Annotated in this window: 20 protein-coding genes and 2 pseudogenes; 11 read left to right on the top strand and 11 right to left on the bottom strand. The window is 69.5% G+C overall.

What is annotated here, in order from left to right:
- Nucleotides 1–520: 520 nt before the first annotated feature.
- Nucleotides 521–1,423, bottom strand: coding sequence for a LysR family transcriptional regulator (locus AB0E98_RS23415; RefSeq protein WP_361705732.1), 903 nt, complete (start codon nucleotides 1,421–1,423; stop codon nucleotides 521–523).
- 158 nt (nucleotides 1,424–1,581) lie between these two features.
- Here AB0E98_RS23415 and AB0E98_RS23420 point away from each other — a divergent pair, with 158 nt between their 5' ends.
- Nucleotides 1,582–1,875 (top strand): DUF1330 domain-containing protein, encoded by a 294-nt coding sequence (locus AB0E98_RS23420; RefSeq protein ID WP_361705734.1) that lies wholly within the window; start codon nucleotides 1,582–1,584, stop codon nucleotides 1,873–1,875.
- A 306-nt stretch (nucleotides 1,876–2,181) separates the two neighbouring features.
- On the opposite strand, the gene AB0E98_RS23425 is transcribed toward AB0E98_RS23420, so the two are convergent.
- From AB0E98_RS23425 to AB0E98_RS23450, 6 genes and pseudogenes are all read right to left on the bottom strand, one after another.
- Nucleotides 2,182–2,640, bottom strand: a complete 459-nt coding sequence (locus AB0E98_RS23425; RefSeq protein WP_361705737.1) for an NUDIX hydrolase — start codon at nucleotides 2,638–2,640, stop codon at nucleotides 2,182–2,184.
- Between the two features lie 94 nt (nucleotides 2,641–2,734).
- Entirely contained in the window at nucleotides 2,735–3,160 is a 426-nt protein-coding gene (locus AB0E98_RS23430; RefSeq protein ID WP_361705739.1) for an HAD-IA family hydrolase, read from the bottom strand.
- A gap of 29 nt (nucleotides 3,161–3,189) precedes the next feature.
- Nucleotides 3,190–3,654, bottom strand: a pseudogene (locus tag AB0E98_RS23435) (D-alanyl-D-alanine carboxypeptidase family protein); the annotation flags it as partial.
- Nucleotides 3,651–3,818: a hypothetical protein gene (locus AB0E98_RS23440; RefSeq protein WP_361706006.1), complete on the bottom strand. Its 168-nt coding sequence runs from the start codon at nucleotides 3,816–3,818 to the stop codon at nucleotides 3,651–3,653. The pseudogene AB0E98_RS23435 and the gene AB0E98_RS23440, both read right to left, overlap by 4 nt.
- Before the next feature lie 65 nt (nucleotides 3,819–3,883).
- Nucleotides 3,884–4,126 (bottom strand): annotated as a pseudogene (locus AB0E98_RS23445) (NUDIX domain-containing protein); the annotation flags it as partial.
- Nucleotides 4,127–4,338: 212 nt separating this feature from the next.
- Nucleotides 4,339–5,007, bottom strand: a complete 669-nt coding sequence (locus AB0E98_RS23450; RefSeq protein ID WP_361705742.1) for a TetR/AcrR family transcriptional regulator — start codon at nucleotides 5,005–5,007, stop codon at nucleotides 4,339–4,341.
- Nucleotides 5,008–5,063: 56 nt separating this feature from the next.
- Between AB0E98_RS23450 and AB0E98_RS23455 the strand changes: the two genes are divergently transcribed.
- From AB0E98_RS23455 to AB0E98_RS23470, 4 genes are all read left to right on the top strand, one after another.
- Nucleotides 5,064–6,512: an MFS transporter gene (locus tag AB0E98_RS23455; protein ID WP_361705744.1), complete on the top strand. Its 1,449-nt coding sequence runs from the start codon at nucleotides 5,064–5,066 to the stop codon at nucleotides 6,510–6,512.
- Nucleotides 6,509–6,904, top strand: a complete 396-nt coding sequence (locus AB0E98_RS23460) for a cupin (RefSeq protein ID WP_361705746.1) — start codon at nucleotides 6,509–6,511, stop codon at nucleotides 6,902–6,904. The genes AB0E98_RS23455 and AB0E98_RS23460 overlap by 4 nt, the downstream gene beginning before the upstream one ends.
- A 657-nt stretch (nucleotides 6,905–7,561) precedes the next feature.
- Nucleotides 7,562–8,650: a globin domain-containing protein gene (locus AB0E98_RS23465; RefSeq protein ID WP_361705982.1), complete on the top strand. Its 1,089-nt coding sequence runs from the start codon at nucleotides 7,562–7,564 to the stop codon at nucleotides 8,648–8,650.
- 43 nt (nucleotides 8,651–8,693) lie between these two features.
- Nucleotides 8,694–9,305 (top strand): pyridoxamine 5'-phosphate oxidase family protein, encoded by a 612-nt coding sequence (locus AB0E98_RS23470; RefSeq protein ID WP_361705985.1) that lies wholly within the window; start codon nucleotides 8,694–8,696, stop codon nucleotides 9,303–9,305.
- A gap of 264 nt (nucleotides 9,306–9,569) precedes the next feature.
- On the opposite strand, the gene AB0E98_RS23475 is transcribed toward AB0E98_RS23470, so the two are convergent.
- Nucleotides 9,570–10,748 carry a winged helix DNA-binding domain-containing protein gene (locus tag AB0E98_RS23475; RefSeq protein WP_361705748.1) on the bottom strand — a complete coding sequence of 393 codons (1,179 nt, stop codon included), beginning with the start codon at nucleotides 10,746–10,748 and terminating at the stop codon, nucleotides 9,570–9,572.
- A 75-nt stretch (nucleotides 10,749–10,823) separates the two neighbouring features.
- On the bottom strand, nucleotides 10,824–11,537 hold the full coding sequence (locus AB0E98_RS23480) for an NAD(P)-binding domain-containing protein (RefSeq protein ID WP_361705750.1): 714 nt from the start codon (nucleotides 11,535–11,537) through the stop codon (nucleotides 10,824–10,826).
- 365 nt (nucleotides 11,538–11,902) lie between these two features.
- Between AB0E98_RS23480 and AB0E98_RS23485 the strand changes: the two genes are divergently transcribed.
- A complete protein-coding gene (locus AB0E98_RS23485) occupies nucleotides 11,903–12,943 on the top strand; it encodes an MmcQ/YjbR family DNA-binding protein (RefSeq protein WP_361705753.1) in 1,041 nt (346 codons plus the stop codon).
- Between the two features lie 32 nt (nucleotides 12,944–12,975).
- Here AB0E98_RS23485 and AB0E98_RS23490 read toward each other — a convergent pair whose 3' ends face one another.
- Nucleotides 12,976–13,617, bottom strand: a complete 642-nt coding sequence (locus AB0E98_RS23490; RefSeq protein ID WP_361705756.1) for a TetR family transcriptional regulator — start codon at nucleotides 13,615–13,617, stop codon at nucleotides 12,976–12,978.
- Nucleotides 13,618–13,964: 347 nt separating this feature from the next.
- On the opposite strand from AB0E98_RS23490, the gene AB0E98_RS23495 reads away from it, so the two are divergent.
- From AB0E98_RS23495 to AB0E98_RS23510, 4 genes are all read left to right on the top strand, one after another.
- The gene (locus AB0E98_RS23495; protein WP_361705757.1) at nucleotides 13,965–14,375 is read left to right on the top strand and encodes a VOC family protein; all 411 of its coding nucleotides are present in this window, start codon (nucleotides 13,965–13,967) and stop codon (nucleotides 14,373–14,375) included.
- An 80-nt stretch (nucleotides 14,376–14,455) separates the two neighbouring features.
- Nucleotides 14,456–14,845, top strand: a complete 390-nt coding sequence (locus AB0E98_RS23500) for a VOC family protein (RefSeq protein ID WP_361705758.1) — start codon at nucleotides 14,456–14,458, stop codon at nucleotides 14,843–14,845.
- Nucleotides 14,846–14,963: 118 nt separating this feature from the next.
- Nucleotides 14,964–15,359, top strand: a complete 396-nt coding sequence (locus AB0E98_RS23505; RefSeq protein ID WP_361705761.1) for a nuclear transport factor 2 family protein — start codon at nucleotides 14,964–14,966, stop codon at nucleotides 15,357–15,359.
- Nucleotides 15,360–15,408: 49 nt separating this feature from the next.
- On the top strand, nucleotides 15,409–15,732 hold the full coding sequence (locus AB0E98_RS23510; protein WP_361705763.1) for a TfoX/Sxy family protein: 324 nt from the start codon (nucleotides 15,409–15,411) through the stop codon (nucleotides 15,730–15,732).
- 42 nt (nucleotides 15,733–15,774) lie between these two features.
- On the opposite strand, the gene AB0E98_RS23515 is transcribed toward AB0E98_RS23510, so the two are convergent.
- Entirely contained in the window at nucleotides 15,775–16,071 is a 297-nt protein-coding gene (locus AB0E98_RS23515) for a hypothetical protein (protein WP_361705765.1), read from the bottom strand.
- Nucleotides 16,072–16,186: 115 nt separating this feature from the next.
- Between AB0E98_RS23515 and AB0E98_RS23520 the strand changes: the two genes are divergently transcribed.
- A complete protein-coding gene (locus AB0E98_RS23520) occupies nucleotides 16,187–16,846 on the top strand; it encodes a DedA family protein (protein ID WP_361705768.1) in 660 nt (219 codons plus the stop codon).
- The last annotated feature ends 2 nt before the right edge of the window (nucleotides 16,847–16,848 follow it).

The raw sequence follows: 16,848 nt of genomic DNA on the forward strand, positions 1-16,848 counted from the left end.
CGCGGGGCCCGGCTATAGGGGCGTCTGAGACGACGAACCCCCGCTGGTTTGTTCCGGCGCGGTGGCCCGTGTGTGGCTGGTCACGACGGCGTGCAGTGTCCGGCGTGGGAACCGATTTACTCCGGCTGTCCGCCTTCGACGAACAGCGGGGTCCCTGATCATCTCCTCGCCCGTTGGGCGGGGCACACCGATGTCAGGACCACGAAACGCTGGTACGTGAAGCCGGACGTGGAAGATCTTCGTGCGGCGGCGAATGCCTGGAGTGGTCTGACTGGTCTCCCGACCCCTGTGGTGAGAGAAATGTGAGACGTGGGAACCTGGGACGGGTGAGTGAGACGACGACGAAGACCCTGCAGCACCGCTTTGACGGGCCAGAAGACGCTCCAGTCCTGATTCTGGGCCCCTCTCTCGGGACAACATGGCACAAGACCGCCGCCGTCGTCATCACCACGAAGTCCGCCGGGCACAGGGTCTTCGGCCTCGCCACCGCAGGCGTCCGTCTCGCTTGACCTCTTGCGCGTCAGTCCGGCAGCCAGTGCAGCTCGTGCGCCAGGGTTTTGGCGACGGCACGGATGCGGCGGTGCAGTGGTGACTGCTCGCGTGGGAGGACCAGGTGGATCGTCAGGCTGGGCGCGCCTCGCAGTGGTCGCCAGGTGAGACCGGCCGGTTGTGTCGTGGCCGCGGCTTCTCCGGCCGGGGCGAGGGTGACCCCTTCGCGCAGGTCGCGCTGAGACATGTCGAAAGAGACTGCGGGCGTGTGGAATCGGGGGTGTGGTCGGGTGTCTCGGAACAGTGCGGACAGCTGATCGTGGATCACGGGGTTGGCCGCACGGTCCGGGAGTCGCAGCGGATACGCGGCCGCGTCGGCGATCTCGATCTCCGGGTGTTCGGCCAGCGGATGGTGCTGAGCCAGCTGGACCCCGATGCGCGCACGCCGCAGCAGGAACCGGCGCACGCCACGGCCCGGCTGTTCACCGCGGGTGATCCCTGCATCGATGCGGCCGTCGGCGACCGCGGGGGAGATCTCCGGTGTCGCCATCGGGACCGCGCCGACCTCGAGTCCGCTGTTGCCGCGAATCAGCCTGTCCACCAGGGCCGGTGCCGTCTCGGCCCCGGTGGACAGGCTGTATCCGATGCGCAGCGTGCCCAGTTCACCGGCCGCCGCGCTCCGGGCGGTGTCCCATGCCCGGTCCAGCGCCGCCAGCGCGGGCGGCGCGGACTCGGCCAAAGCCGCACCGGCCGTGGTCAATACGACGCTACGCGTGTTGCGGACCAGCAGGGCCGTACCGAGTTCCGCCTCCAATCGGCGCATCCGGGCGCTGAGTGCGGGCTGTGCGATACCGATCCGTGCGGCCGCGCGGGTGAAGTTCAACTCCTGTGCCAGCACCAGGAAGTACCGCAGGCTCACCGTATCCGGCGCCACGTGCCCTCCCTGCCGATTGATAACGATCCGTTCTGAGTCTATCCCGTACCGGTCTTTCCCTCGACCGCACATCAAGCCCTAACCTGCGCATGCCGGGATCGGTCGATCTGAGTGTCAATTCGAAGTCGGACGTGTCCGGCCGAGCACAGGAGGTTTCCATGGCCAAGGGCTACTGGGTCAGTGTCTACCCCGTCATTTCCGACCCTGAGAGGCTGACTGCCTACGAGAAGCTGGCCGGTCCGGCTGTCCGGGCTGGGGGCGGGCGCCTCCTGTCCCGTGGCGGTCGAGTCGTCGCCCACGAGGCCGGAATCACGCAACGCGTCGTTCTGATCGAGTTCGACAGCTTTGAACAGGCCGTCGCGGCATACGAGAGCGAGGCATACCGGAAGGCGCTGGTGGCCCTCCCCGACGGCTTCGAGCGCGACTTCCGCATCATCGAAGGCATCGACTGACCGGCGGGCCCAGCCATCGCTGAGCATCCGTCACCTGATATGCACACGGTGCTGAACGACGACTCACGAGACGAGTTCGATGCCATGCCCCGCGTCCCAGTTCGTCGTCGAGGTCCTCGACGGCCTGATCCCTGTCGGGCGGGCCGCGAAGCGGAGTTCGGGGCAGCCGACACATCATTGCCCGACAACCGACTTGCCTAATGAACGCCGGGGATCACCCAGTGCCCGGTCCTGGCGTGGTGGACGAGCAGCACGTGCCCGTCATCGCGCTGGATGAACACGCCGGCGCCCACGAGAAAGCGGTCGTCAGAGGGCATCGGGCCTCAATTCCACGTACGCCGCCGTGCCGGTTTGCTGGGAGTGGTGGACGGCCGCGAGCCGTTCCCAGCTCCGGGTGTCCATGACCTTCGCCCACTCGTCGAGCGACTTCACCGCGACCTCGTCGTGCTCGTCGGGGTCGAGCTGGATGCGGTCGATGTCGTTGGTCGTGAGATGGCCGCCGTCGAAGACGAAGTCGAGCTTGGCCACGGGCCATGTCCCTGTCGGCTTCCAGAACACCGCGAGGACCTTTGGGCGGCCGGTGAAGGTGATCCCGGTCTCCTCCCTGCACTCTCTGACCGCGGTCTCGAACGGCGACTCGTTCTCTTCGTCGGTGTTGCCGCCCGGCCACTGCCACAACTGACTGTGCTCGGGCACGCTCGACCGCAGTTGCAGCACCCTTCCCTCGTCGTCGGTGAAGAACAGGCAGCTGGAGCTCGCATGCATCGGCAGCCTCTTCACGTACTGCTCTGGCGGAATCCACGGATTCGCCAAGGAGGTCCCTCCCTAGTTGAGAACGGAGTGCAGCAGGCCAGCGGCATCAGTCACGGTGTCGACGGTGTGCTGGGGACGGGGGACGGGGGCCGGAGCGCGGGAGCGGTCGGCCGTGGGAGACCCACACGGTCGTGAACCCGGTGATATGGCCGCCCGCAACGTCGTGTTCGAGGCTGTCTCCGAGCATGACCACATGTGTCCCCGGCTCGGAGTCAAGTCGGGTGATGGCGTGGCGAAAGATCTGGGCATCTGGCTTGCGGATCTTCACGGCGTCGGAGATGACGATGGTGTCCACCAGGTCGTACAGCTCGGCTCGGCGGATCTTGTTCGTCTGGTTGTCCACCATGCCGTTGGTGACCACCCCCAGTTGCCAGCCCGCCTCCCGCAGGCCGGCGAGCATCGCGCGCACCTGCGGGTCCGGCTCCACCAGCTGTGGCATGCGCAGCCGGTACTGTGCGTGCAGTTCCGCCACCGGCGGCCGCATACCGAATGTGGTCTTCGGCAGGCGCCCTCGCTCTCTTCCGGCGTGGAATTCGTCCGCGTCCCCAGGTCCAGCTCTGCCCCATGGGAGTCGGCGAGGGTGATGTCGATGGCCGCCCCGGCGGGATGCGGGGCGACCTCGGGCGGCGAGACGTAACGGCTGGCCGCCGAGTGGACCTGCTCGGCCGTCCATTGCGGGTTCTCCGCCCGCAGCCGCTCGGCGTACTCAGCGAAGTACTGCTCCTGGAGCTGGGGCGGCCGGTAGCCCTCGACCAGCAACAGCCGCAGCCCGTCAGGCAGCGCGGCCTGCGCGGACAGAAGCCGCGCGAGGACGTCCTTGCGCACGTGCGCGAAGTGCCCGGCCGGGTCCTGCCGGCTCACGTCGACCAGCAGTCCGCTGCCGCGCGCGTCGACAAGGCGCTCGCCGCACTCGCGCACGGCTATCGCCGCGACCTTCGGGTCGGACATCAGAACGATCCCACTCATGCGACGTCTCCCGTGTAGAAGCCGTTCAGCCCACTGGCCTGGGCGATGAGCCCGGGGAGGCTGGCCTGGACTGAGGGTGGCATGAACCGCAGGCCGGCGAGTTTGTCCAGCGGCACCCACTCGGCGCCGGTCTGTACGTCGTCCTGCACTGTGGCGCCGAGCATGTCCGGTACCTCGACGAGGTGGCACCAGAACAGGCCTCGACGCGGTGCACGTGCGGTGTGCTCGGGCTGCCCGGGTGGTTCCACGGGATGCGCTCGCGCAGCTGGATCAGGGGCCCAGCGGTGACGCGGACCCCGGTCTCCTCGAGGACCTCGCGTTCGATGCAGGTGGCCAGCGTCTCGCCGGGCTGTTGCCCGCCCCCGGGCAGCCAGTAGGTTCCGGGCTGCGGCCAGTCCCCCTGACCCAGTAATACGTGACCGTCACGGACAACGAGGCCAGTCGTCGAGTTCCTGATATATCGGTCGCTCATGCAGGATCCGCCACTTGAGGCGCACCAGAGCCTGGGGAAATGCCGAGGTCCGGGCTTGATTCACACTGATCGCGTCGGCTGAGCATGAGCAATCCGGGTCCGATGGACTACGTGGGGGGGCGCTCTCCGTAGTGGTGCGGCTCTGCTTATCCCTGCATTACTGCCGCAAGATGGATGCCGAGGTCTTGGCGCACATCGTCGCCAGTGAGTCGTCAGTGGTTGACGAGGAGGCCGTCCACCAGGGCTCGGAGCCCGTCCTGGTAGGTGTCCTCGGCGGTCAGCGGCCCCCAGCGGTCCGCGGCCTGTGCCAAGCGGGGTAGCTCGCTCGGGTCGAGATCGGCGAAGACTTGCTCCCGGTAGGTCGCACGGCCATCGTCTGCGCGCCGTCGGGCCGCTGTCGTCCTGACCACGATCTCTCCGGCGGTGTAGTACCAGATGGCACGGTAGCCGTGCACGGCCCGGTCGGGGGAGAGGCCGCATTCGACCAGGCCGTCAACGATCTGCTCGACAAACCACAGCGCGGATGCGGACATCAAGTCGTCGGCGGTCAGCACCTCCACGATCCAGGGACAGGCGGCGAGCGCCTCGTGGATCGCGGTGCTGGCGGCGACGATCCGCTCGCGAGGGTGGGCGGGCAGTTCGGATCGGCGCAGTGTCCGCCCGGCGTGGTCGTCCAGCAGCAGGACGAGTAGTTCTTCCTTGTCGCGGACGTGGTGGTAGAGGGCCATGGGCGTACTGCCGACCTCCGTGGCCAGCCGCCGCATGGTCAGCCGGTCCACGCCTCCCTCGGTCACGATCCGACGGGCTGTCTCGATGATCTCCTCGCGAGAGATACGGGGAGGCCGGCCCTGGGTCTTGCGCGGTGCGGACGGTTGCGGCATGCCCCCATCATCCCCCAGGTGTCGACAGCAGCGATCTCTGCCGCTACTTTTCTTACATGTACAAAAACTCCCGAGGGAGACCCGGAGCGGTGCTGGCGGCAGCCGCCGTCGCCCAGTTCGTCGTCTCCCTGGACATGTCTGTGGTCAACGTCGCATTGCCCGCGATCCGCACCGCGCTGGGATTCGCGCCGCTCGACCTGTCGTGGGTCGTGCACGTGTACGCGCTCACGTTCGGCGGGTTCCTGCTGCTGGGGGGCCGCGCTTGCGACCTGTACGGCCGGCGCCGGATGTTCGTGCTGGGGCTGACCGTCTTCGGGCTGTGCTCGCTGGCGGGCGGGCTGGCCCAGACGCCCTGGCAACTGATCGCCGCACGCGCCGGGCAGGGCCTGGGCGCCGCCGCAGCCGCACCGGCCGCGCTGGCCATGCTCACCACCACCTTCACCGAGGGCCCCCAGCGCGTCCGCGCGCTCGGGGTATGGAGCGCGGCGAACGCCGCGGGCGGCGCGCTGGGCGTGCTGACAGGTGGGCTGCTGACCGAGTACGTGGGCTGGCGCTGGGTGATGCTGATCAACCTGCCCATCGTCGTGGCGGCTCTCGCGCTCATCCCCGTAGGGGTGCCCGCCGGAGCAGCACCCGACCGGCGCGAGAAGCTGGACACGCTGGGCGCCCTCCTGGCAACCGGCGGAGTCGGGCTGCTGGTGCTCGGTGTCGTCCGCACCGACACCCTGGGCTGGGACTCCCCGGTCACGTGGGCGACCCTCGCCGCCGCGGCCGTGCTGCTGGGCATGTTCGTCTTCGCCGAGTCAAAGGTCGCCGCACCGCTGCTGCGCCTCGGCCTGCTGCGCAGCCGCTGGGTCGCCGGCGCGAACGTGCTGGTGTTCCTGGCCGCGGCCGGGCAGTTCACGGCGTTCTACTTCGTGTCCCTGTACATGCAGCAGGTCCTGGGCATGGGCGCCGCAGCGACCGGCACCGCATTTCTGCCCTTCTCCCTGGGCCTGGTCGCGGGAACCATCGTCGCAACCCGCATCACCGCGGCACGCACCCCCCGTGTGTCCCTGGTGCCCGGCGCCCTGCTGGCCGCCGCGGGCCTGGCCTGGTTCGCCCTCATCAGCCCCGACGGCAGCTTCCTCACCGACGTGCTCGGCCCGTCCCTCGTCACCAGCGTCGGCGCCGGACTGGTCCTGGCCCCGGTCGCCGCCGCCGCGACCACCGGCGTCGCTCCGCGTGAAGCCGGCATGGCCTCCGGCCTCATGAACAGCTCCCGCCAACTCGGCGGCTCCATCGGCCTGGCGGCCCTGGCCACCATCGCCGCGCACCACACCGGCACAGCCACCGACCCCGCCGCGCTCAACGACGGCTACGCCCTGGGCCTGGCCATCGCCGCCGCCATTTTCGTGCTCGCGGCGGTCGTGGCTATCGGCGTGCTGCCGCGTCGCCGAGCCGTCACACCTCTCCCGTGCCCCACCGCCCCCGCAGAGAACCAGTTGGAAGGAACACCATCATGACGACCACCACCGTCGACCTGTTCGCCTCGGCGCTGCACTTCCACCCCGACGGCGACGTCCGATCCATCGAACGGCAGATGACGAGCAGCGGCTCCGGCGCCTGGCAGATCGCCACGTTCCACGTGGAGACCGACGCCGACGTTCACGCCGATCACTGGGAGATGCACCCGGAGGCCGACGAGGCCGTGTGCTGCCTGACAGGAGGTGCCCGCCTCTACTTCCGTCCCGACAGGCCCGGCGACGCCGAGGACATGGTGCAGTTGCGGGAGGGCACCGCCGCGATCGTCCCCCGCGGTCGCTGGCACCGCCTGGAACTGGACGCCCCCAGCGACCTGATGTCGATCACCCTTCGCAACGGCACCCGCCTCGAAAAGCGAACCGACACCCACTGAGCGGAACATGGCCCGGCAGACACGCTGCCGGGCCACCACGCGCCCCGGCCCGAGCCCCTTGCGGAGGTGCTGGGATGCCGTGACGACCCAGCCGTACAGGGCATGCCCGCCCTACTGGAAACGGCTCCCGATCCGGCCGGCGAGGCGATCACGCGATCCATCGCGGACCGACCGCGGCGAGAGGGTCATCGCGCTCCTCGACGTACCGAGGGACCGCGCTCTCCGCCGATCGGCAGATCGGCCACCGACGCGGCAGCCGCTCGAAATATGCCCTGAATCAGTACACGGGACGGATTCGGTCGGGGAATGCCAACAAGACCCTGACCCGAGTTCTAGTGGATGTCTCCCTTCCCCGCGTCGCTGCCCTCGGTGAGGATCGTGTGACATCCGGAAGCGCTCCGTCCGCTTCATCGGCTCCGCACTCCAGTGAGGATTCATGTTGGCCCCATGCGACTCTTATGCAGCTCTCGTCGGATGGGGATCCGGTAAAGGGCTGGCCCCTTGAGGTTCCGGATCGGCCGTCCGAGCAGCACATCCGTGCGTCCGCCCCGGGAGGACCAGGCGCCGCCGGTCCAGGCAGTACGCACCGGAGAGCCCGAGACCGCCGAAGCGCCTTTGTCGGATCACGAGATAGGCCTCATAAGGACTTCCTTGGCGGTGGTCGAGCCCCTTGCTGGAGAGATAACGGTCTACTTCTACGCAATCCTGTTCGCCCGCTACCCCGAAGTCCGTCCTATGTTCCCGCAAGGGATGGACGCCCAGCGTGATCGCCTCCTGCGCTCGCTGTTGCGTATTGTGGATCTGGTCGACGAGCCCGAAAGCCTCGTCCGGTTCTGCGGACACCTCGGCCGTGACCACCGCAAGTTCGGCACCCTCTCCGCGCACTTCCCGGCGGTGGGTGAATGCCTTCTCGACACTCTGGCCCGCTACGCCGGCCCCGCATGGACTCCGGACATCGCGGCCGCCTGGACGAAGGCGTACGGCACAGTCGCCCAAGTGATGATCAGTGCGGCCGAACAGGACGAGGCGGTACGGCCCGCCGTGTGGCCGGCCACGGTGGTGCGCCGTGTCTCGCGCGGCCACGGCATCGCCGAGATCACCGTGCTCCCGCACATGGCCTACGAGTACGCCGCGGGCCAGTACGTGAGCGTCGAGACCCCTTGGTGGCCGAAGCGGTGGCGCTACTACTCCGTCGCCAATGCGCCCCGCGAGGACGGCACACTCACCTTGCACGTGCGCGCAGTGGTCGGCGGCTCGGTCAGCGGTGCGCTTGTGCACCGAGCGGCGGTGGGCGACGTGGTACAGCTGGGGCCCCCGATGGGTGACATGGTTCTGGACGCGGCTGAGCACGACGAACTGCTCTTCGTGGCCGGCGGCACCGGTCTCGCCCCGGTCCGCGCACTCGTCGAAGAGGTCGCCCGCCGAGGAGGGCGCCATCAAGTGGAACTGTTCCTCGGGGCCCGGACCGTGGCCGAGCTGTACGGGTTCGACGACATGCTCCGGATGGCCCAACGGCATCACTGGCTGACCATCAGGGGCGCGGTCTCCCATGAGCACATCCCCGGGATCCGGGGATCCCTGCCGGACGTGCTGGCCGATTACGGACCGTGGTACCAGCACGACGCCTTTCTCAGCGGCCCGGCTCGGATGGTCGACTTGGCCAGGGAAACGCTCACCCACAACGGCACTCCGGCCCGCTGTATCCATCACGACCCGTTCGAGACTCCCGTTCTCTCCACTCCCTGAGCCGCACTCTTCGTCCGCCCTACCAGGAGAAACCCTCGTGACCATGCCTCCGCCGCCCTTCGGGTCAGCGGGTGAACACCGGCTGCAGCAACAACTGGGCACCGCCGACCGTGCCGCCCGGTTCTACGACCAACAGGTGCGCCCTCATCTCACATCCGAGATGCGGGACTTCATCAGCCGCCAGTCGATGGTCTTCCTGGCAAGCGCCGATTCCCGTGGGGAGTGCGATGCCAGCTTTCGAGCCGGGCCGCCGGGGTTCGTCCACGTGATCGACGACCGAAGGCTCGCCTATCCCGAATTCCGTGGGAACGGTGTCATGGCCAGTGCCGGCAACGTGATCGAGAATCCTCATCTCGGTATGCTCTTCGTGGACTTCACCCATCACCACGTAGGGCTTCACGTCAACGGCGTGGCACATCTCTACCGCGACCGGGACCTGCGCGGCATTCATCCCGGCTTGCCCACCGACGTCGCGCCTGGGCGCAGTCCGGAAATGTGGGTGCATCTCACTGTCGAAGAGGCCTACATCCACTGTTCCAAGCACATTCCCCACTTGGTTCCGGCCCCCCGTCCCGCCCGGCGCGACATGGTCCGCCCCAGGGACTCGGACTATTTCACCGAGTCCCGTACGCCACATTGGCCGAGCCCGCAGTGACCCCCACGGCCGCGTCGCGGAACAGCGAGCCGCCGGTTGCCGTCACCGACTGGCGGGGTGTTCATACCTGGCACATTCGGCAGGTGGGTCGCCCGCCGGCCATGGGACGCGACAAGTGGGCCGCCATCGCGCCCGAGGACATTGCCGATGGCGGTCGAATCCGTCTGGCGGACACCGACCTCGGGCGGCGTCAGGAATGCCGCGTGCTGGTTGACCCCCCGGCGCCGTGGTCCGTGTTTCCTGCGCATGGCCGGGGCTCGGCTGTCACGGCGTGGTGGTGGCGAGGTGGCGTTCGAGCGGGGTGCGGTAGGCGGGGGTGACGCGGGTGCCGGCCAGGAAGACCGTCAGGCGGGCGGCCTCGGTCTCGATGGCGGTACGGGCTTTCTCACCGGGGTCGGTCAGGAGGGTGTGGTTGATGTGGCCGTCGGGGCGCTGGGCCCAGGCGCCGACGATGCGGCCGTCGGCCCAGATGGTGGGGCCGATGTTGCCGTTGCGGTCGAAGAGGGCTTTGGTGTGTTCGGGGTCGAGGTACCAGTCGCGGTGGCGCCAGCCCATGGGGGTGGAGTCCAGGCCCGGCAGCAGGGCCACCCACGGCTCGGCGGTGGCCGGTATCCGGTTGTCCTCGGGGAGGAGGTAGCCGGTGCCTTCGTCGAGTTCGACGGCTTCGGCGTCGGTGGCGGTGATCGCCTTGCGGGTGTCGGTCAGTGACCAGCCGGTCCACCATTTGAGGTCGGCGGCGGTGGCGGGTCCGTAGGCGGCCAGGTAGTGGCGGGCCAGGGCGGTCATGGACTCGGCCGCGGGCAGGTGGGGCAGGGGCCGGGCGAGGGTCCAGCGGAACTGGGCCGACGTCCACGAGCCTGCCGGGCGGGTACGACGGATGCGGCCCTCCTCGGCCAGCACGCCGACGACGTGGGCGCACACGCGCTGCCGCGACTCATACGGTTTGCCGGGGTAGGTGACGATCTGCTCACGCAACGCCGGTACGGCGTTGGCGAGTTCGGCCGAGGTGAGCGCGCAGTGCTCGGCGAGCGCGGCCAGGGCCCGCTGTTCGGCCGCGGCGTAGCGGGTCTCGTCCCAGCCGACCGCCTCGCGCAGTCTGTGGACCACGTCACCGCGGTTGCGGTGGGCGTTGCGCGATGTCCCGGCGCGCAGGGTCGGGGCGAGGCGGGCGGGGGTGACGAACATGGTGCGCCGCATGCACCGCAGGCGCGCCAGGGACGGTACCGGCTCGTCGTACAGGGCCGCTTCGACCGCTGTGACGGTGGGTGCCGCCATGCGGGCGGCGGCTGCCAGGAAGACGGTGGCGGGGTCGGTGGCGTGCAGGCCGACCAGCGCTTCGGCCACCTGCTCGGGCGTCTTGGTGCGGGTGGAGGGAGTGAGGAGGTGCCGCCGGGCGAGGCGGGTGCGGCGTTCGGCGGGGGTGATGCGGCGCAGGGCGGCCATGAGGGGGCTCCGGGGGAGGGGCGACGGTGGGGCGGGCGCTGTTGCCGGTCGGCGCGGCGTGCCGCGGGCCCGGCGTCAGCGGACGATCTTGAAGTTGAAGTGTTCGTGGCCCAGGGCGCGGGTGAGGGCGAGGTAGAGGGGCTGGAGCATCTCGGTGCCACGGGCGGTGGTCAGGCCGCCAAGATCGATGACGTCCTGCCACCCGTAGGTGGTCAGCAGGTCGCGCACCTGGGCCTTGGCGTCGGTGTCGTCGCCGCTGAGGAAGACGGTGTGATCGCCGTCGGCGAGGGCGGTGGGGTCGGTCATCAGGTGGGCGGCGAGGGTGTTGACGGCCTTGACCACCTTGGTGTCGGGGAAGGCGCGCTGGATCTGCTCGGCGAGGCTGTCGGTGACGGCCGGGTTCAGGATCGGGGCCGGGGTGCCCCAGGGGGAGGGCATGGGGACGGCGACGGGGGTGGTGAAGTCGTTGGGCGTGGCCGTGTCGATCAGCACTTTGCCCGCCAGGTTCTGCGCGCCGGCCGTGGTGAGGCAGTCCACCGAGGCGTGACCGGCGGTGGCGTTGATCAGCAGCTCGGCCTTCGCCACCGCGGCGGCGTAACCGGCCAGGGACACCTCGGGGTGGCGCCTGGACCATGCGGCGAACGGGGCGGTGCCCATCGAGTCCGGCTCGGTACGGGCCATCGCGGCCGCGAGGTCGCGGGTACCCATGGTCACCTGGTGGCCGAGGGCGGACAGGGCGGCGGCGTGCGCCCGGCCCACGGCGCCGGTACCCAGAACAGCGATCTTCATAGGGGAGTCTCCTTGTGCGAGAGGTATGTGCGCGGATGGTCCGTGCCTCGGCCCGGACCCGTGCCGGCGGAGGCGGCAGGGGACGGCCGGGCTGCGTGGGCGGTGGCGGGACGGCCCGGAGGCGACGGACCGGGCGCGCGGCGGTGCGGCCGGGCCTTCGCCCGGGCCCGCTGCCGAAGCAGGGCCCGCTCACACCGAACCACATTCAGTACATTAGTACTGTAACTCGAAGCAGGGTGACATGCGACCCTCGCCGCCCAAGCGCCGAACCTGCTGGGAAGCCACGGCGATGCAGGCGGCACAGCATCCGTCCCAGTTGGCGTATGGATGTCGGAGGCGGTACGTACGTACTGCAAAGGAGGCTTATGATCGCCGAGAAACCGGTACGGCGGCGTGATCCGCGGCGCAGGATCGAGGAGATCGCCGCGGCCACGGAGAAGGTGATCGCCGAGCACGGCATCGAAGGAGTCACCCATCGCCTGGTCGCCGAAACGGCCGGGGTGCCGCTCGGGGCGACCACATATCACTTCGCGACCAAGGGCGACCTGATCACCGCCGCCCTGCGGCGCGCTGTGGACCGTTTCGCCGTCCACCTCGACGACTGGACCGCCCGCCACGCCGACCTGGATGCCGAGAGGCTGCCCGACGCACTCGCCGATGTGTTCGTGAGCTGCTTCGACTCCCGGCACGGCCGGCAGACGGTGGAGTTCGAGCTCTACCTCGCCGCTCTGCGCCGCCCTGAGCTGCGGCCCCTCGCGGAGCAGTACACCGAGCTGAGCGTCCAGGCCCTCTCGCACCACACCGACCCGCTCACCGCCACGGCGACGGCGGCCGCCATGAGCGGGCTCACCCTCCGGGGACTGGCGGGCACCGGCGCCCCACGCCGCGAGGACGTCACCCGCGTCCTGCGCCGCGTCCTCACCCCCGTCCCAGCCGGCGCCGGCACGGCAGGGTATGCGCCGACGCCGCCCGGCTCTCCACCGACCCGGCCGCACCCGAGAAGGACTGATCATGCGTACAGGACAGCGCTCGTGACCCCCGAGGACGTGGCGGAGTACGCGCTCGCCCTGCCGGAGGCGACGGAGCACGAGCCCAGCCGGACCATGCGGCTCTACAAGACCGGCGGGAAGATCTTCGCCGTCCTCACCCCCGCCACCGCCGCACGCCCCGACGAAGTGGCCCTGAAGTGCGACCCCGCTCTCGCCCTCCACCTGCGCGAGCAGTACCCGGCGGTCCGCCCGGGCCGCTACGGGTCACGCCACCTGTGGAACACCGTGATCCTCGACGGCACCGTGCCGGACGAGGAAATCGCCGACATGATCGAGCACTCCTGGCACCGCACGGTCGACCAGCTGCCCGAGGCCGACCGCGACCGGCTGCGCGAACTCCGGCCCGGCCGGTCGTGAAACCCGGTCGCCAGGGGTGGTCGAGGCGTGGTTCAGTCGCCAGGTGCGGGAGGTGCGCCAGGTGCGGGAGGTGCGGGAGGTGCGGGAGGTGCGGGAAACGCGGGGTTCGGGGTGAGGACGCGGCGCAGGATGTCCTCGACCTCGGTGCGGGTGGGCGGCTCGCCGGCGGCCAGGCCGCGCAGCGTCAGCCCGTTCATCGCCGCCACGGCCGCCCGCGCGGTCAGCGGATCGACATACGGCAGCAAGGCGGCGACCGTGGCCTGGGTGTACTGGTCGGCGACGGGGCGCAGCGCGGGGCGGCGCAGGGCGGCCAGGTAGAGCTCCAGCTCGACGACCTCGTAGGCCCGGTTCGGGCCGAAGGCGCCCATCATCGCGTCGGTCAGCAGCACGACCAGCTGGTTGACGCTCAGCCCTGGGCGCTGGGCCACCCACTCCCGCAGCATGGCCGCATAGCGCTCGTACGCCAGCATCAGGGCGGCCTGGATGAGGTCGTCCTTGGCCGCGAAGTGGTACGTGGTCGCCCCTAGGGGCACCCCCGCCTCGTCGGCGACCGCCCGGTGGGTCAGGCCCTCGATGCCGCGCTCGGCGATGACCCGCAGGGTCGCCTCCGTGATCTCCGCGATGCGGCGCTCAGGATCACGGCGCCGCCGTGGGGCAGGAGGCTGAGCAGGCATGGGAGAGACTCCGTGTTTGGGCGCGGGGCAGTGCGATACGTACGTACTGTAGCTGCCCGAACAAAGGTCGTCCAAAGGTCGTCAGGCCCGGCGCGGTGCGGCGTCAGGGTGGCGCGCCGCTAGAAGCGGGGCGAGCGCCGCTGCGGGAGTATCGGCTCCGCGAAAATCGTCGGCATGTCCGTATTGCGCACCCCATGGATGCGAGTTACAGTACTTGTGTACTAATTACAGAGCGGAGGATGGCGCCCAGTCGGGATCGGCCGTCTCGCGCCCTCCGCCTTTCGAGTTCCCGCGGCAGTGACCGCGCGCCTCCGTACCTCGATTCCCTTTCTTCTGGGGTGTTCTCCATGACTGTTTCTTCTTCCCCGTCCGCTGCCGTGGGCTCGGTGGCGTCCTACGCGTTCTGGGGCCCCGACGGCAGGGCGCTCGCCGATTTCTACGCCGCCGCCCTGGGCTGGCGCGTCGCCGAGGAGTTCCCCGGCGAGGACGGCACCCCCACGGCCTTCCTCGTCACCGATGGATCGACGCGGTTCGTCTTCTACACCGCCAAGGACTTCACGGCCCCCGACTGGCCGGGGGAGGAGCTCCCCTTCCACCTCGACCTGGCCTTCGACGACGTACCGGCCGCCGAGGAGCGCCTGCTCGGCCTGGGCGCGACCAAGCCCGCCCATCAACCGGGCGGCGAGTACTGGACGGTCCTGCTGGACCCGTCCGGCCAGCCCTTCTGCATAAGCGGCGGCTGGTCCGCCGAATCCTGAACCACCCACTCCCGTAGGCCACTTCCCCCCACCATCACGTCCCTCCCGCCAGAGGGCACGCAACAAACAGGAGAATCACCATGGGTTACGCCCCCTGCTTCAGCGTCAAGGACACCGCGGCCAGCATCGCCTTCTACAAGAAGCTCGGCTTCGACGTGGACTCCAGCACCGCCAAGCCCGGCGACGACATCCACATGATGTTCTACCAGGGCGAGTTCTGCGCGATGCTCTACAGCAACGACGACCTCAAGAACTGGCTGCCCGTCCTCGCGGACGCCCCCATCGGCTTCGCCGGCATGCACTACCTGGGCGTGGACGACCTCAAGGCCGTCTACGACCACATCGCCCAGCACGCCGAGATCGTCAAGCCGCTCACCGAGGACCACACCGGGGTGCGTCTCTTCTACTTCCGCGACATCGACGGCTACGTCATCGGCGTCAACGAGAAGTCCACCGTCAACGTCGGCTGACGCCCAGCCGTCGGGCACAAGACGCGCGCACGAGTGCCGACACGGAATGTAGGACCGCCCGAGACCTATATCCGTGTCAGCCTTCCCACCACCCACTCCCCAGAGAAGGACAGAGCACATGAGCGACACCACGCACCGCACCGACGCCCACGCCGTCGTCGAGGCCTGGGCGAGCGCCTACAACGACCAGGACTTCGACCGCTTCGGCGCCCTCTACGCCGACGGCGTTTCGTACACCTGCGGAGCCTTCGGGCTCGCCTTCACCGGTCGCGACGCCTTCGTCGCGCACGTGAAGGAGTACGCGGGCGCCGTCCCCGACCGCAAGATGACTGTGCGCCGCGTCATCACCGACGGGGACGTCATTGCCGTCGAGTTCGCCTTCGCGGGCACCAGCTCCGGAGCCCACCCGGCCCTGCCCCCGAAGGGCGAACCGGTCCGCACCGCCTTCTGCACCGTCCTCGAACTGCACGACGGCAAGATCGCCTGCCAGAGCGACTACGTCGGAGGCCAGTGACCCGCGGGCCGGCACCACACGATCGAGATCGGGTCAGGAGAGCGAGACCATGGCTTACGACGAGGTACTGGCGGATCGGGTCAGGGAGCGGCTGGAGCCGGAGGGGGTGGTCGCGAAGAAGATGTTCGGCGGGATCACCTTCCTTCTAGAGGGCAATGCGCTGGCCAATGTGTACGAGGAGGGCCTGATGGTGCGCGTCGGGCCCGACGGGATGGACGACGCCCTCGCCCACCCCGGTGCCAAGCCGTTGGTGTTCCGGGGCAAGGAGCAGAAGGGCTGGGTGGTGCCGGCGGAGGAGATCCTCGACGACGACGTCCTGGACGACTGGCTGAAGTGGGCCATGGAGGTCACCGCGGAACTGCCGCCCAAGTAGTTCCCGCTCGCCCTGTGCGCCTCCGGCGCCGAGGACCACCGTTCACCGGTCCTCGGCACCGTTGCCGTCCTGGCCGGTGAGGGCGTGGGCGGCGCGGGGCGGGCGCCGGCCGAGCCGTTCGAGGTAAGGGGCGAGGCCGGGTGTGCCGTGGATGGTGTCCTCGGGGCCGAGGCCGATGTCCAGGAGATGTTCGGCGATGTGGCGGGGGTTGTCCGCGGCCAGGTCGAGGGTGCTGGTGTGGTCGTCGAGGGCTGCACGCGGCCGGGCTGCCCACGGGACGGACAGGACGCCGGCCTGGAGCTCGCCCGTCGGCCGCCGTTCATCCTTGGCGTTCGCCATGGGAACGTCCTTCACCCCACCGTCGTCTACACACCAGTAGACCGTCTATATGCTTGTAGTCGGTCGGGGTGCCGTGCAGGCCGCCCGCTCCCTCATGATGAAAGGGTCCGCGACGATGTCCGCACCCCTGTTCGCCACGGCGTCTCCGCTCGCCGTCAATGTCCTGGACGCCCACTCGCTTCTCGGAGCATTCGGAGTGCTCGGGGTCGGCGTGGTGCTGTTCGCCGAGACGGGCCTGCTGGTCGGGTTCTTCCTGCCCGGTGACTCCCTGCTCTTCACCGCCGGCCTGCTGTGCACCGGCTCGTCGGCCACCGGTGTGCACTTGTCGCCGGCGCCCCTGCTGATCATGGCCGTCGCCGGGACACTGGCGGGCTCGCAGTGCGGCTACCTGATCGGCAGGAAGGCCGGTGGCACCCTGCTCGCCCGCAGCCGCTCGGCCCGCCTCCAGGAGGGAGCGCGGCGGGCGGAAGAACTGCTGGGCCGGTACGGCATCGCCAAGGCGATCGTGCTGGCCCGGTTCGTGCCCGTCGTGCGCACCGTCCTGAACCCCATGGCCGGGGCCCTCGGGGTCCCGGCGCGCTCGTTCACGCTCTGGCAAGTCATCGGCGGACTGCTGTGGACGGTGGGCCTGACCCTGGGCGGCTACGCGCTGGGCTCGTCCATCCCCAACGTCGATCAGTACCTCCTTCCGATCGTCGCGCTGATCGTCGCCGTCTCGCTCCTGCCGCTCCTGGCCGAGATCCTGCGTTCCCGCCGCGCCACGGCCGGGCGGTGAAG

This window comes from Streptomyces sp. NPDC037389 (genome assembly GCF_040636475.1).
In the GTDB taxonomy this organism is placed as follows: domain Bacteria; phylum Actinomycetota; class Actinomycetes; order Streptomycetales; family Streptomycetaceae; genus Streptomyces; species Streptomyces hesseae.